Below are 14,688 nucleotides of genomic sequence, written 5' to 3' on the forward strand. Positions count from 1 at the left end.
ATATGAAAGTCTTATACAAGGAGGAGAATAAAGTGACAGAACATAGACCGCATGAGGATACACAAAAAGGAATTAGTCGTAGAAATTTCATTAAAAATACCGGCTTAGTGGCGGGAGGTCTAGTTGGCGGATCATTATTCGGTGGTCTATTGACTAACCAGCTACAAAAACCAAATGCACCTATTAACTCAGAAAAAGAAGTCAGCCACTTATTAGAAGCACGTACATTCTTTAGTAATAGCGAAGATTTTCTTATCCTTTCTGCTGCTACTGAAAGGTTATTTCCTACCGACGATTTAGGACCAGGCGCTATTGAACTAGGTGTCCCCTACTTTATCGACCGACAGCTTGCTGGCGAATGGGGAATGAATGCAAAAGAATATATGAAAGGGCCGTTTTTGCAGACAGGTGTGGTAGACGCATATGAAAGCCAAGCAGATTCGACCCAAGACCAAGGTCCAAATGCCGAAACGCAAGTACCTACACCAGCCTTTAGATATCAGACACCTATGACAAGGGGAGATATTTTCATGGAAGGTGTACAAGCATTGGAACAAACCGCACAGGAGAAATTCAAAACGAACTTCCATAAGCTAGAGCCGAAACAGCAAGATGAGATTTTGCAGATGTTTGACGATGGTAAAGCGAAGATGAACGGTGTCGCTTCGACAACATTCTTTAATCTATTATTACAAACAACTATTGAAGGAGCTTATGCTGACCCCGTCTATGGTGGAAATCGCAATATGGAAGGCTGGAGGATGAAAGAATTCCCCGGTCCACGTATGAGCTATACCGCGGATATAGAAAAAGAAGACTTCATCGTAATGAAACCTGAAAGCTTACGAAATTATCAAGGTCATTAAAAACAGGAGGAACTCATATGGCAAAGAAATTAAAAAAGGTAGATGTAGTCGTAGTAGGAAGCGGCTGGGCAGGTGGAGTAGTTTCTGCAGAGCTGGCCAAGGCCGGATACCAGGTAGTAACACTTGAACGAGGTAAAAAACAAGATCGACAAGACTATATAGGAGTTAAAGACGAATTGCGTTATACAGATCGTTATGAAATGATGCAAAACTTATCTCCTGAAACGATTACTTCACGCGTGAAAATTGAAGATACCGCTCTCCCTGTCCGAACAAGAGCAGAAATGATGGCTGGTACCGATCTAGGTGGGGGTAGTGTTCACTGGGCAGGTGCTACATATCGCTGGAGAGCTATCGATTTTGAATTGCGTTCCAAAACTATTGAAAGGTATGGGAAAGAGAAAATTCCTGAAGGCATGACGATTCAAGACTGGGGTATTACATATGACGAAATGGAACCTTATTACGATAAGTGGGAGAAAACCGCTGGAATTTCAGGCGAGCCCGATCCACTTGGTGACAAGCGTTCAAGTGATTACCCTAACCCGCCTATGTTAGCATCACCGGCTGTAAAATTATTCAAAGAAACGACTGAGAGGATGGGTTATCACCCTTTCCAAGTCGCTGCCGGTAACTTATCACAAGCGTATACTAATCCAGATGGTGAAAAATTAAATGCATGTATGTTCTGCTCTTATTGTACGATGTACGGTTGTGATTTTACGGCTAAATCGGACCCATTGGCTACAGTTATTCCGACTGCACGCAAAACCGGAAACTGCGAAATCCGCACCAATTCTTTAGTACGTCGAGTTCTGCATAAAGACGGTAAGGCAACCGGTGTTATGTTTACTGATACACGTACAGGAATTGAATATGAGCAGCCAGCAGACGTTGTTGTATTAGGTGCATTTTCATTCACTAATAATCGTTTATTGATGCTTTCAGAAATCGGAACACAGTATGATCCAGCCACACGTAAAGGAACCATTGGTCGCAACTTTAACGGACAATTCAACATCACATTCCTTGGAGCTCGAGGCTTCTTTGAAAATAAAAAGTTTAATCTCTACATGGGGGCAGGTGCTCTGGGTGGTACGTTGAGTGACTTTGCTGGTGATAATTTTGATCACTCTAATGTAGACTTCATCAACGGTGGCGGTATCGAAATGCGTCAATACGGTGATGGGGCTATTTCTACAAACCACGTCCCAAGCGGCACACCAAAGTGGGGACCTGAGTTCAAGAAAAACTCAATCCATTATGCTAATCGTTCACTAGTCGCATGGTATACACCTGCTGTTATGTCATGGTGGCATAACTACGTAGATTTGGATCCAACATACAAAGATGAATACGGAGATCCCCTATTACGTATAACGAATCGTTACACAGACCACGATCGAAATATGGCGAAATTTGGAATTGAGAAATGTAGTGAAATCATGAAAGAAATGGGTGCCGATATCATTGACGAGGATGAAGTGCCTGAAGAGTTCGATCATATCTATTCAGGTGGACACTACGCAGGCGGAATTATTATGGGGGCGGATCCTGAAACATCTGCAGTGAATAACTACCTTCAAATGTGGGAGATGGACAACTTATTCGTAGTGGGTGGTTCCGCATTTCCTCAATTTGGTGGACATCATCCGACTTCAACCATTGGCGCATTGGCATATCGGGCAGCAGAAGGTGTAGAGAAGTATTTAAAAGAAGGTGGTCAGCTTGCAGAAGCCAAGCAAGAGACTTTAAACGCCTAACAAAACATCTGGTTCTATCGTCTATTTATGTACTTATTGAATTCAAATACTCAAAAATCCAGATTCGCAGGGCAACACTGCGAATCTGGATTTTTCTTTATCGTACATTAGAAGCCACAATTCCTAATCGATCACGTTCAATTGCACCCAACTTGTACATATGTTGACGGAAACAAAACATGACAAATGCGTGCATATTGGCTTGTGTAACGTAATAAACAAACCACGGAATGGAAGGGAGATAATCATGAATGGCAATGATTACTTCATTCGATCCCGGAATCTTTCGAAACTCCATTCTGCCACGTTCATTGGAATCAGGATCCATTAATAATCCACCCGTTATATAGTAAAGCGAGCGATCTTTTGTACTACGATCAGCAGAATAACTAAGTTCTAATAGTGTTCGATCGCCTAGAAAACCGATGCGACAGTTTAATTGGTCGTCTACTTCCGTCTTGACCCAAGGATTAAGGAAAGTAGAAAGCCACTTGACGTAATAACGTGCAGTCTCATCAGCTGTCCAGCTATGAGGCAACGCGATTCGTTGTACAGATCGTACATCCTGTTTAAGCGGCCCCATTGGTGATTTCTTTTTCGGTGTTTCTTTTTCTTTCGTTTCTGCTTCAAGCGCTTCTCTTGCCGCTTGAATAAATGGAATTTCACCGTCACTAATACCTTCCATATAATGCTTCGGATTCACGACCATTGGATGTTTCAAGCTTTCCACCAATGGATAGACAATTTCTTTCGGTGTTTGTGTCACGAGACGCAACCAAAGCCTTGATAGACTTAGCGAGAAGAATGGAACATCCAACATTCGTGAAGATTTCCCTGCTACTTCTGCAGTTTTCTCCATCATAACTTTATACGTCATAACCTCAGGACCACCTATATCGATAGATCGTTGCGCAGGTTCAAAGTCTAGTATTAATGAACTTAATGATTTCATCACATCATCGAGTGCGACGGGCTGTGTATCGGAACGTGTCCATTTAGGTAAAATCATTATCGGAAGCCGTCTAACTAGCTTCGACAAAATTGGGAATGAAGAACCTTTTGGGCCGACAATCAACCCTGCACGTAATGCGGTGACAGGAACAGTATACGATCGCAAAATACGTTCCACTTCCAAACGGCTTTTCAAATGCCTGGATAAATCTTTTTCATCTTCATCTGGAATAATCCCACCCAAATAGACGATCTGCTTAATTCCTTGTTTTTTCGCGGCCTGTGCAAAATTATCCGCCAATATAACATCCATATCTTCAAAAGTTCCTTGAGATAGTTTTGCTGATTTCAACATAGAATGAACGAGATAAACCGCAACATCAGCACCTGCCAAACTCTTCTCCGCATCTTTCATAGAAAACAGATCACAAGAACGCCACTCTACATCTTCCGTATTCTGCCTCTGATCGCCATTGCGTGACAGACCAATAACTTTAGCTTTCCCTTTAAGTTTCTTCAATAGATTATTGCCGATATAACCACTTGCGCCAGCTACAGCTACGACCAATTTCTTCTCACCCATACAATCTCACCCTCTCTTGTACGTATACATTGAAAGTACCCATTCTAAGAGTTTTATAAGCCTATATATTTAATTAATACAACTTTTAAGCAGTAGTCTTTGCTTTTTTCATTAAAAGTATTTATAATGATATGAACGAGGAAAACTATATTTGTTTTTTAAGTTTTGTTTGATATGTATAAAGATAGGGGTACGATAAATGAAAGCACGTATTATGAAAGCTTTCCTCGAAGAAATTCATGAGAAGAGTATGAAGTTCACAATGGATGATCTAGCGAAAAGACTGGGCATCAGTAAACGAACGTTATACGAAAATTTTTCTTCAAAAACGGAAATTTTAGATGCGATTATTGACTCGACGTTACGAGAGTTTGACGAAAAAACCGATATCATCATGAAAGACAATGAACTACAACTTGTAGATAAGATCAAGAAAGTCATAACAGTTATTCCAAAGTATAATGATTTTTATAACTGGCAAATCCTTGATCAGATGAGAAAAACACATCCCGTACAATGGGAACGCGTCCACTCTGCACTTCATGAATGGGATGAACTACGCGAATTGATTGAACAAGGTATTCATGAAGGTATTATTGCCGATCAAAATATAGAGTTACTAATGAAATTGATTATAGATGCAACGAACTCCACTCTTGATCGAAAATTTTTCTACGAAAATCGCATGACCGTAACCGAAGCACTGGATTCTATTGTGGATATCCTGTTGTTCGGATTTATTAAGAAAAGTGACGACTAAAAAAACTAATAAAACACTAAAAGTTTTTCTGTTTTACAAAATATGAAAGCGAGATGGAATTATGAGCCTCCACGCATGTGAGGTAACGAATGAAAATTGGCAGGATGTTGCCTATTTATCTGTACACGAAAACCAAAAGAACTTTATTGAAAGCAATTCATTTTCACTAGCACAATCTCAATTTGAACCTGAATGGAAGTCTATTGGGTTATACGATGGAGAGGAACTAGTCGGCTATGCAATGCATGGACGTGAAGCAGATGGCAATGTATGGCTGGATCGCTTTATGATAGATCAGCATCATCAAGGGAAAGGCTATGCTAGCAGATTTCTTAAACTTCTACTAACCAGAATGGAAGAAAAGTATCAATGCAATAAGATCTACTTAAGTATTTATCCAAGTAATAAAGCCGCACAGCGTTTATACGAAAAGTTCGGTTTTAAGTTAAATGGAAAAATTGATGATGTAGGTGAATTCCCTTGCCTCATCATGGAACTTGATCTTCAAAGGAGTCCTTTGCAATGAATTCTTCTTCACCCAAATTCAATCAATTAGATACTGAGCCAGTAGGACGTATCTTTTTACGTTACTTGATACCTTCAACTGTCGGTATGTTACTAATGGCAATCAATATTGTGGCAGACGGCATCATGGTCGGTAATCGATTGGGTGCAGAAGCATTAGCGGGAGTCGGAATTTCGGCTCCCGTTTATACTATCTTTTTTGCTATTTCTTTATGGATTGGTATCGGTGCTGCTACAAAATATTCGATGGCTATGGGCGCTAAGGATACGCAAAAAGCCCGGTCGATCTTTACGCACGCTATTATTTCCATATTCTTATTTACTATTGTATTAGGTTTGACTGCCTTTATCTTTAGGGATCCACTAGCATACGCGCTTGGGGCCAATGCGACCACATTCCCTTATGTATCGCAATACTTATTTGTTATTTTATTATTTGGTTTTATCTTCACTGTAGAAAACACTTTTAGTATTTTCGTGCGAAATGATGGAGCACCGAACCTCTCAATGGCTGGTTTGATTGTGACGTCTGTCGTCAATATTATTTTGAACTACGTGTTCTTATTCATTTTAGACTACGGAGTCGCTGGTGCTGCATCAGCGACAATTATTGCTTCGTTTTTGGGTATGCTCGTACTAGTAACACACTTCTTTAGGCAGACCAATAACTTGAAACTGATTCGCTTGAAATTCAATAAAAAACTATTTCTAGCGATTCTATTCATTGGATTCCCAAGTTTCTTATCCGAATTGGGTATATCCTTCTTTACCATCACACATAATATTGCGTTCGAACGAATGGCTGGTACGGAAGGTGTTGCAGCGTTCTCTATTTTGAATTATGTGCACAGCGTCATGCTGATGCTATTCCTAGGAATGGGTGGTGCAATACAACCACTGATTAGTTATTATAGAGGTTCTGGCAACCGAGAAAGAATGAAGGAAACCGTTAAAAAGGCCACCCTCACTGTCGTCATTGCAGGTGCTGTATTTTTCCTCGTGGGACAGTTCGCAGCAGACCCTATTGTATCGATTTTCGGAGACTTCCCACAAGCCGTCAGAGATTTGGCCACTACCGGAATTAATTTATTCTTCATTGCCTATTTATTCACAGGTACGAACTTCGTGATGATGACGTATTATCAGTCAGTCGGTAATGTTCGGATGGCGACTTGGATCACCGCTTCTCGCGAAATTATTATTATGTTGATTTTCTTGATGATTTTACCACGCTTCTTTGGGCTAAATGGGATTTGGCTATCTATCCCTGCGTCTGAGTTTATCGTATTTGTTGGAGTATATTTATATCAACGAAACGCGACTCGTCATTCGCTGAGTGGGTAACGTGATTACAGACAAAAGTTATAGTGCAGATCCTAAATGGATACTGCGCTATTTTGTTCCTTTCATAAATAATAGTGATATACTGAAAGAGCAACTGAATATCGTGTTAGAGATAGGTGCGTTTATTTTTCTTAAACGCTTAAAAGGGAAATCGGTGAAAAACCGATGCTGTCCCGCAACTGTGAGTTGGAGTATAATTCGTTACCACTGTTTCACCGCAAGGGAAATGGGAAGGTGAATTATACGTTGAAGACGAGCCAGGAGACCTGCCTAGATCAGTACACACCAATAACCTACGCGGATAGGAGGTGTCAAGTGCGGCTTATGAACAATCATACACAAGCCGACGTACGAAAAAACGGGATCAGGACATTCATTAGGTGGCTTCGATACAGCTTCTATCGATCCACTATATATGAATATCCGACTGAACCGTTTAATTCGTCATGGCTTCCCACTTAACATCCTTCCAGGCATTTACTTGGACGGATGTTTTTTTGTCGACGAACCACTACAAAACACGATGAGGAGAATGAATTATGAATAACCAAACAATCGATGATTTTACAAACTTATTAAAGGATACGCTGATGTCGGACCGAGTGAGCACTCACTCTACTCCACTCCCCTTAGTACTCAATGATGTGAAAAGACAGATTTCCGAAGATACTTCAAAAGATCAAACAGAAAAAGAACAGCAGCTTTATAATTTAGATAAAGCATATAAAACAGTAGTAGAAGAATTGGTTGGTAGTAACTAATAATAAATACGCCTCTGACATTACTCTGTCAGAGGCGTTTACACTTTATAGAGAATCTTTTATCACACGTTTATAATTTATAACGGATAGTAATCCGAATATCGAGTATAATGCCGTGTAAATTAACATCACAATAATCATTGGTGTTAGCATTTCAGTACCGAATAAAAACCATCCCGATTTTACTGCGAAGTAGCTATGGAGCAATCCGACAACTAATGGAATACCAAAGTTAAATAATTGCTTTTTCTGGATCCCCTTCAACAAATCAGATTGTGTAAAGCCCAATTTACGAAGAATCGTGTAGTTTGATTTCTCGTCTTCACTTTCGTCCATTTGTTTGAAATAGAGAATGCAGCCGGATGTGATGAGAAATGCAAGACCAAGGAATCCTACGATGAACATCGTAATACCAACACTTTGTTTTAGGTTTATTCTTCCTTCATATTTTGATTCATGTCCCGCCCATATATTTATTTCCAACTTATTGAAAATGTCATTCGCTCTTTCAAGTTCATCTTTCTGAACAATATTTACTCCATGGTACACAGTGAATTCTGACGTAAAGGAAAGGTCTTGATCGTCTTGCATTTGCTTGTATACTAGGTCATCAACTACGGCAACAGGAAAATTATATGTTATACGAGTTGGTAGAACAACTAAATCTTTTGTGCCTGTAAAAGTCAGATCATATGAATGTTCTCTACCTTGAAAAATAGCTTGTTGATCAGTTTGGAACTGCATGAACTTCTCCATCAATGGATCTGAATTAATAAACATCACTTCATCTTCTTCTACATCTACTTCCAATGCTGTTTGTTCGCTAATTACGATCATTCGCGTATTGGCATAACTCTGATCTCCAGTAACCTCTCCTGGCATTGTCATGACTTTTGATAAATCAACAGGTGATGTTATTAAATCCGTAGCCGTCTCCGTATAGTCAATGTTCTTCTCTTCCAGCGCTTGTGTGAATTCCATAGCACGCTCACTATTTGGAATAGTAAAATCTGCGGGAATAGTCCTCTCCACTGTTTTCTCTACTGAGTAATATGATATATAACTAAGTGATAACAACGCAATGGATAGCGCGGACAATGTGGTAATAATCATTAATAGTAACGAATTGGATTTCATTCGGAACATGATGGAAGAAAGGGACAGTACATCGTTAACGTTTAGATACCCACCTTTTCGTTTACGGATTAGATTGAAGATGAAGCTGACAGAACCTTTATAAAATAAGTACGTACCTATAATAACGGATGCCAGGATGACGACCATTGTAGTGAACAAATAATTGCTAAGGATTACACCCTTAAATAACTGAGTTGACAAATAATAGCCACATGCAATAAGCAAAATTCCTACTACACCAATTACTACTTGAAACATCGTCATTTTTTGTACACGTTGCTGTGTAACAGTTGTCACACTAAACAGCGACAAGATGCTTTGTCGTTTGATAAATACTGCGTTCATGATCAAAATCAAAATATAGATCAACGCAAATACTACTAACGTTTGCAGTAACGCTTCAGAAGAGAATCGTAGTGTTGCTACATCTTTTACACCTGTCACCTTGAAAAGAATAATCATCAATAGTCGAGACATTGAAAAGCCCGCGAATACCCCCACAACTAAAGAGCCAATGTACAACACGAAATTCTCGACACTCAATATGCGGAAAACTGTCCCTTTCGTCATACCGATCAATTGAAACAAGCCAATTTCCTTACTGCGGCGTTTGATGAATAAATTATTAGCATAAAGCAGGAAAACAGATACAATAGCAAGTAGTAAAATGGAACCTGACTTGATAGCCGCAGCACCTCTTATTCCACTCGTTGCATCGTCCAATGCAGGATCAAATTGCAGTGTAACGAATGAAAAGTACAAACCAACACTAAAGACTAAAGCAAAGATATACACATAATAATGCTTGAGGTTTTTCTTAATATTGCGGAAGATTAGTTGATTAAGCGTCATGTTGCACACCACCCAATACACCTTGCGTTTTTATAATGTCATTGAAAAACTCGGTCCGTGTTTGGTCTCCTTTATAGAGTTGCGTGTAGATTTGTCCGTCTTTAATGAACACGACACGCTCACTGAAACTTGCCGCCAATGGGTCATGAGTGACCATCACAATAGAGGCATTTCGCTTCGTGTTGAGCTCACTTAATTTATTCAAAAGATCAGATGCTGCTTTTGAATCGAGTGCGCCCGTTGGTTCATCCGCAAAGATGATACTTGGATCATGAATAAACGCTCGCGCAGCAGACGTCCTTTGCTTTTGACCACCTGAGATTTCATTGGGATATTTGTCTGCAATGTCTGCAATGCCTAAGTCTTCCGCCACTGCATAAAACTTTTCATTGGCTCTTTTTTTCGCTACTTTTTGTACCGATAACGGAAGTAAAATATTTTCTTTCACAGTTAACGTATCGAGTAAGTTATAGTCCTGAAAGATGAAGCCTAAGTGACGTTTACGGAATTCCGCCATTTGTTTCTCTTTCATTTGATTAATATTCTGCCCTTCTATGCTAATCGTTCCCTGACTTACCCGATCAATAGAAGAGAGAACGTTAAGCAGAGTCGTTTTACCGGATCCAGATGCACCCATAATACTGACGAATTCACCTTTATTTACTTCTAAATCAAGCGCACTGAGTACTTCTTGTTTATTAAACTTATTGCCATATGATTTATATATTTTCGTTGCTTGTAAAATTACCATTCCATCACTCCTTGTTAGTACTATCTTAATCAATCCATAGATTTTTCTCCTGTCTTTAGTATGACAATCTGAAAAAGCATGTGACAAACTCGTCACATGCTGTAAGCTCAAATCAAATTAGTTTTAACTATATGTAACGGAATTCATAATTTACACGCTATTGACTAGTAGTATTATGCATCGCTCCACTATATAAGTAGGCTTGAAGCGTTCGTTAATTCGAGCTTCAAGCCTACTTATCTCATACTAGCAATGCGAATCATCTCGTTCTCCTTCGCAAAGATTAAATTGAACCTCGTACCTTCTCCATCTGTGGACACTACTTGGATATCAATCAGCAGTGCATCCGCCACTTGTTTCGCTAAGTACAGTCCCATTCCTGTAGCTGCATGGTCTTGGTGGTCGACAGTTCCGGTGAAGCCTTTGTCGAATATGCGGGATATGTCTTTCGGATCGATTCCACGACCAACGTCTTCTATTGATAGCGAAGTGATTTCATTCTGCCTCGTACTTCGAATACATATATCTGACGCTTCACTGTATTTCACCGCATTCGTCAACAGTTGTCGAATGATAAAGCCGCACCATTTCGCGTCGGTCAGTACTTCTTCTGTCTCCAACGATATATCAAACCCTATCCCTTTTTGCATACACCATTGTCTTAATGATTTAATCTCTTGATATAACAGCTTCTCCATTTGCACTTTTTCGATATATAAATCATTTTGAATGAATGGAATACGCTTTTGATGAAGTTGTTGATCGAGTAGCAGATGGATACGAAGCCATTCATACATTAGCTGTGAACGAAGAACAGGATCTTCCGTACGTTCAATCATTAACTGCATTGTCGTAAGCGGTGTTTTCACCTCGTGTATCCAATTTAATATATCGTCTTTCTCTTGCTCAACACTCGTTTGTAATTCATTTAATTGAAGGTTGAACATCTGGTTTTGTTCAGCTATTCTTTCAGCTGTTACTACTTCGAAAGGGGTATTGGCTACTGGTATTTCACTATTATCAAACGTTGAATTTAGTATCTTTAGATCTTTGTAAAACCGTGTTTCTCTTACATAGCGCATTACTAAAAACAGTAAGAAAAAGAGGCTAGACAGAAACACAATGTAGATAGCAGAGCTAAATGACACACTTGTATCAAGATAGCCCATTCCTATAATCAACAACTGCAAAAGAACAAAAAACAGTATCCAGCTGACCCGCTCTTTTACAAACAATCGAATCATAGCGGTTCTTCCTTCGCCATATAACCTTGACCCACTTTTGTTTCAATTACATCCACCAAGCCAATTTCCGCAATTCTTTTTCGCAAACGATTCACGTTGACTGTGAGCGTATTGTCACTAACAAACCGTTCATCATCCCAAAGACTCGTAATAATTTCTTCTCTCGATACAATTTCATTCTTCCTGTCTATCAATATTTTCAAAATATATATTTCATTTTTCGTCAACTCAATTGTACCGTTTTCATTAGTCAGTGTACCTTTTACAAAATCAACAGTTGCGTCACACCACGTTTTGACTTCAAAGATCTGCTCGGTATTGTAGTTATAAACACGTCGTAAAATAGCTTGAACCTTTGCGATCAGCACTTCAAAATGGAAAGGCTTTTGCACAAAATCATCTGCCCCTAGTTGCATAGACATGACGATATCAGTTGGATGGTCTCGTGAAGACAGAAAAATGATAGGTATATTCGAATGCGTGCGAATCATCCGACACCAATGGAATCCGTCAAATTTAGGTAACTGAATATCGATAATGACTAGATCTGGTTTGATTTCTGTAAACTCATGCAACACATTTGAAAAATCCTGGACTCCAGCCACTGTGTAAGACCACTGTGTTAGACGTTCTTTTATTTCTTCAAATAATGTCTGATCATCTTCTATCAGCATAATCGTAAACATAGGACTCACCATACTTCCCTTAATTACTTTTAGTTTATCCTATCTGAAGGTAGAATCAAAACAACGCGCAAGTGAAAGTTGATTTCACTTGCGCGTTTATATTTGTTTGGGCTATACGTTATTTCAAATAAAACAGCCCACCATTCACAATATCCACCGTCATTCGCGGTTTAAAACGTTCTTCCATCGCACGTTTCTCGTTCTCATAACTCTCAGGTTTTTGTTCCTGTTCCTCATAAAAATAATCCAAGACAGCTAGATCCTTTTTCCATCGTTTTTCCGCTTCATCTATCCACGTTAGGTCTTCATTTTCAATTACTTGCGTGATTACAGCGTCCAACCGATCAAGTGCCCGAACAGGTGTGATGATATACGGTAAATGAAATACGTTTTCAGATTGTCGCTCGGTCATGTCCCGCAAACTAATAGCTTCCTGAAAATCTTTTACTACGGCACCCGTCATCAAATTAATGCCTAATGAATACAGCATTTCCTTTGTTTGATGACTGATGAATGATACTTTATAATTCACACCAACCCACGGGGTCAAAACCATCTGCTTGTTAACTTCAACTAACCGTTCATACATTTTTACGAACTGTCCCATTTCTTTGGTCACTCTAAAAAGTTGATGGAAGCGTGGAGAACCAAGATGAATGACCTCCCCCTTCATTCCATGTTGCACCTGCTCCATGTCCGTGATTAGCGTAAGTTGTGCGGGATTCGGTGTTTCATTGACACTTTCTATATATTGCCAATAAAAAGGACGGTTCATGATCCTTTTATCCATATCAATTGTCAGTTGTACAGTTAAATAGTGCTCGTTTCCATGAAGCACTTCACAGTTATTCTCTTTGAAAAACCGGTGAAGATACGTATGGATTTCTGTCGAATGCATGGATCTACCTCCCTCACACAGACTGTTCTTTCATCACCAATATATCATCTAGTTCACCTACCACTTGTTCAAATGTATCAATCTTACCCTGCAATACATTCATCACGTGATCATCTATCGTGTCTTTTACAGCGAGATTGTAAATCTGTACATCATGTTCCTGTCCTAATCGGTGAACCCGACCAATTCGTTGCTCCAACTTCATTGGATTCCAAGGCAGATCATAATTGATGACGTGATGGCAAAACTGTAGGTTAATCCCTTCAGCGCCGGACTCAGTCGCAATTAGCACTTGCGCTTGCTGCTTGAACAGATGCTTAATCCATTCCCTACTACTCTTACTTAACTTTCCGTTGAAGATGACATTTGATATTCCATTCGCATATAGATAGTCGCTTAAATATAACTGTGTCATGCGATACTCTGTGAAAATAATTACTTTCTCTTTTGCTTGTATGATCAGTTCGGTTGCCTTTTTAGCTTTTGAATGAAGGGGCAAACTCTCCAATTGTCCAAGAATTGTTTCCACGTGGGTTATTTCCTCTGGCTGCTTACATTCTTGACGTAATTTCATCAATGTACCCATTGTTGCATCTGGACTGCTACACATCTCTCTTTGCAATGTCATAGTAGAAAATGCGTTTGAGAATATTGGCGATATGTTTTTGAGATTGGATACCGCTGCATAGACTTGTTTTTCTTTGTCAGTAAATGTTATAGGTATCGCGTGCACCTTCCGAGTGGACCATTCTACGCCCGTATCTTGTCGTCTGTTACGCACCATGACTTGACTAACTAGTTCTCTTAAATATCCATCCCGTTCTTCATCCCGATTTTTAGTGGAAAATACTGCAGAAAACTCATCATAGTTTCCTAAATGTCCCTGTTTAAGTAAAGTGACCAAATAAAACAATTCAAAAATATCATTTTGAATAGGTGTAGCTGTTAATAATAAGCAAAATTTCTTCTTCAAACTTTTCACAAACTCATAACTAATGGTTTTATGATTTTTTAATTTATGTGCTTCATCTACAATAATTAAATCATAGTCTTGTGCAAAAATCTTTTCCTTATGTGGACTCCGCTTGGCAGTATCCATACTCATCACTACTACGTCTACATAATCAAGCTCGTAATTCTTTTTGTATAACAGAGCAGGGATGTGAAACTTTGTATACAGTTCCTCTATCCATTGATTTACGAGAGAAGCAGGAACTAAAATAAGTACTTTTTTCACTAGTCCTCGCAGCATATATTCCTTAATAATCAGGCCCGCTTCAATTGTTTTTCCAAGCCCTACTTCATCTGCTAAAATTGCTTTACCATTCATCTGTTCAATCACTCGTTCAGCAGCTTGTAATTGATGGGGCAAAGGTTTGATGTTGGGTAAATACGCAAGTGATTGTAATCCAGTAAAATTAGTAATTAAGTTATTTTTCGTGATGGCGTAGCTCATGTTATAAAGCGCAGAACTGTCCCACGGTTCATGGTTTTCAAGTCGCTTGATAAATCCTTCTTTCCAAGAAGACGATCTTTCAATTAGCATTCCAATCACCTCAACTAGCTT

Annotated in this window: 13 protein-coding genes and 1 riboswitch; of the genes, 6 read left to right on the forward strand and 7 right to left on the reverse strand. The window is 39.2% G+C overall.

Features of this window, described 5'->3' with window-relative positions; translation table 11 throughout:
• Nucleotides 1-32: 32 nt before the first annotated feature.
• Nucleotides 33-866, forward strand: a complete 834-nt coding sequence (locus tag SporoP32a_RS06840) for a gluconate 2-dehydrogenase subunit 3 family protein (protein ID WP_099625512.1) — start codon at nucleotides 33-35, stop codon at nucleotides 864-866.
• A gap of 17 nt (nucleotides 867-883) precedes the next feature.
• A complete protein-coding gene (locus tag SporoP32a_RS06845; RefSeq protein WP_085427222.1) occupies nucleotides 884-2,629 on the forward strand; it encodes a GMC family oxidoreductase in 1,746 nt (581 codons plus the stop codon).
• Nucleotides 2,630-2,726: 97 nt separating this feature from the next.
• Here SporoP32a_RS06845 and SporoP32a_RS06850 read toward each other — a convergent pair whose 3' ends face one another.
• Nucleotides 2,727-4,163: an NAD(P)H-binding protein gene (locus tag SporoP32a_RS06850; RefSeq protein WP_085427223.1), complete on the reverse strand. Its 1,437-nt coding sequence runs from the start codon at nucleotides 4,161-4,163 to the stop codon at nucleotides 2,727-2,729.
• A gap of 199 nt (nucleotides 4,164-4,362) precedes the next feature.
• On the opposite strand from SporoP32a_RS06850, the gene SporoP32a_RS06855 reads away from it, so the two are divergent.
• From SporoP32a_RS06855 to SporoP32a_RS06870, 4 genes are all read left to right on the forward strand, one after another.
• On the forward strand, nucleotides 4,363-4,923 hold the full coding sequence (locus SporoP32a_RS06855; RefSeq protein WP_085427224.1) for a TetR/AcrR family transcriptional regulator: 561 nt from the start codon (nucleotides 4,363-4,365) through the stop codon (nucleotides 4,921-4,923).
• Between the two features lie 61 nt (nucleotides 4,924-4,984).
• Complete coding sequence (locus SporoP32a_RS06860; RefSeq protein WP_085427225.1) at nucleotides 4,985-5,449, forward strand: GNAT family N-acetyltransferase; 465 nt, start codon at nucleotides 4,985-4,987, stop codon at nucleotides 5,447-5,449.
• Nucleotides 5,446-6,792, forward strand: a complete 1,347-nt coding sequence (locus tag SporoP32a_RS06865; RefSeq protein ID WP_085427226.1) for an MATE family efflux transporter — start codon at nucleotides 5,446-5,448, stop codon at nucleotides 6,790-6,792. The genes SporoP32a_RS06860 and SporoP32a_RS06865 overlap by 4 nt, the downstream gene beginning before the upstream one ends.
• Nucleotides 6,793-6,889: 97 nt before the next feature.
• Nucleotides 6,890-7,081, forward strand: a riboswitch (cobalamin riboswitch).
• Between the two features lie 250 nt (nucleotides 7,082-7,331).
• The gene (locus tag SporoP32a_RS06870; RefSeq protein WP_085427227.1) at nucleotides 7,332-7,553 is read left to right on the forward strand and encodes a hypothetical protein; all 222 of its coding nucleotides are present in this window, start codon (nucleotides 7,332-7,334) and stop codon (nucleotides 7,551-7,553) included.
• A 45-nt stretch (nucleotides 7,554-7,598) separates the two neighbouring features.
• On the opposite strand, the gene SporoP32a_RS06875 is transcribed toward SporoP32a_RS06870, so the two are convergent.
• The 6 genes from SporoP32a_RS06875 to SporoP32a_RS06900 form a co-directional block, all read right to left on the reverse strand.
• Nucleotides 7,599-9,542 carry an ABC transporter permease gene (locus SporoP32a_RS06875; protein ID WP_085427228.1) on the reverse strand — a complete coding sequence of 648 codons (1,944 nt, stop codon included), beginning with the start codon at nucleotides 9,540-9,542 and terminating at the stop codon, nucleotides 7,599-7,601.
• The gene (locus tag SporoP32a_RS06880; protein WP_085427229.1) at nucleotides 9,532-10,293 is read right to left on the reverse strand and encodes an ABC transporter ATP-binding protein; all 762 of its coding nucleotides are present in this window, start codon (nucleotides 10,291-10,293) and stop codon (nucleotides 9,532-9,534) included. The genes SporoP32a_RS06875 and SporoP32a_RS06880 overlap by 11 nt, the downstream gene beginning before the upstream one ends.
• A 236-nt stretch (nucleotides 10,294-10,529) precedes the next feature.
• On the reverse strand, nucleotides 10,530-11,537 hold the full coding sequence (locus SporoP32a_RS06885) for a sensor histidine kinase (protein ID WP_085427230.1): 1,008 nt from the start codon (nucleotides 11,535-11,537) through the stop codon (nucleotides 10,530-10,532).
• Entirely contained in the window at nucleotides 11,534-12,223 is a 690-nt protein-coding gene (locus SporoP32a_RS06890) for a response regulator transcription factor (RefSeq protein WP_085427231.1), read from the reverse strand. The genes SporoP32a_RS06885 and SporoP32a_RS06890 overlap by 4 nt, the downstream gene beginning before the upstream one ends.
• Before the next feature lie 118 nt (nucleotides 12,224-12,341).
• Nucleotides 12,342-13,121, reverse strand: a complete 780-nt coding sequence (locus SporoP32a_RS06895) for a YqhG family protein (protein WP_085427232.1) — start codon at nucleotides 13,119-13,121, stop codon at nucleotides 12,342-12,344.
• A 13-nt stretch (nucleotides 13,122-13,134) separates the two neighbouring features.
• Complete coding sequence (locus tag SporoP32a_RS06900; RefSeq protein ID WP_157129943.1) at nucleotides 13,135-14,667, reverse strand: DEAD/DEAH box helicase; 1,533 nt, start codon at nucleotides 14,665-14,667, stop codon at nucleotides 13,135-13,137.
• Between the last annotated feature and the right edge of the window lie 21 nt (nucleotides 14,668-14,688).

The organism is Sporosarcina ureae (assembly GCF_002109325.1).
GTDB lineage: Bacteria > Bacillota > Bacilli > Bacillales_A > Planococcaceae > Sporosarcina > Sporosarcina ureae_C.

Coding starts and splice junctions, on each gene's coding strand:
- SporoP32a_RS06850 (WP_085427223.1), bottom strand. CDS start 4,163: ATGGGTGAGAAGAAATTGGTCGTAGCTGTAGCTGGCGCAAGTGGTTAT.
- SporoP32a_RS06865 (WP_085427226.1), top strand. CDS start 5,446: ATGAATTCTTCTTCACCCAAATTCAATCAATTAGATACTGAGCCAGTA.
- SporoP32a_RS06890 (WP_085427231.1), bottom strand. CDS start 12,223: ATGTTTACGATTATGCTGATAGAAGATGATCAGACATTATTTGAAGAA.
- SporoP32a_RS06900 (WP_157129943.1), bottom strand. CDS start 14,667: ATGCTAATTGAAAGATCGTCTTCTTGGAAAGAAGGATTTATCAAGCGA.
- SporoP32a_RS06880 (WP_085427229.1), bottom strand. CDS start 10,293: ATGGTAATTTTACAAGCAACGAAAATATATAAATCATATGGCAATAAG.
- SporoP32a_RS06875 (WP_085427228.1), bottom strand. CDS start 9,542: ATGACGCTTAATCAACTAATCTTCCGCAATATTAAGAAAAACCTCAAG.
- SporoP32a_RS06895 (WP_085427232.1), bottom strand. CDS start 13,121: ATGCATTCGACAGAAATCCATACGTATCTTCACCGGTTTTTCAAAGAG.
- SporoP32a_RS06860 (WP_085427225.1), top strand. CDS start 4,985: ATGAGCCTCCACGCATGTGAGGTAACGAATGAAAATTGGCAGGATGTT.
- SporoP32a_RS06855 (WP_085427224.1), top strand. CDS start 4,363: ATGAAAGCACGTATTATGAAAGCTTTCCTCGAAGAAATTCATGAGAAG.
- SporoP32a_RS06845 (WP_085427222.1), top strand. CDS start 884: ATGGCAAAGAAATTAAAAAAGGTAGATGTAGTCGTAGTAGGAAGCGGC.
- SporoP32a_RS06870 (WP_085427227.1), top strand. CDS start 7,332: ATGAATAACCAAACAATCGATGATTTTACAAACTTATTAAAGGATACG.
- SporoP32a_RS06885 (WP_085427230.1), bottom strand. CDS start 11,537: ATGATTCGATTGTTTGTAAAAGAGCGGGTCAGCTGGATACTGTTTTTT.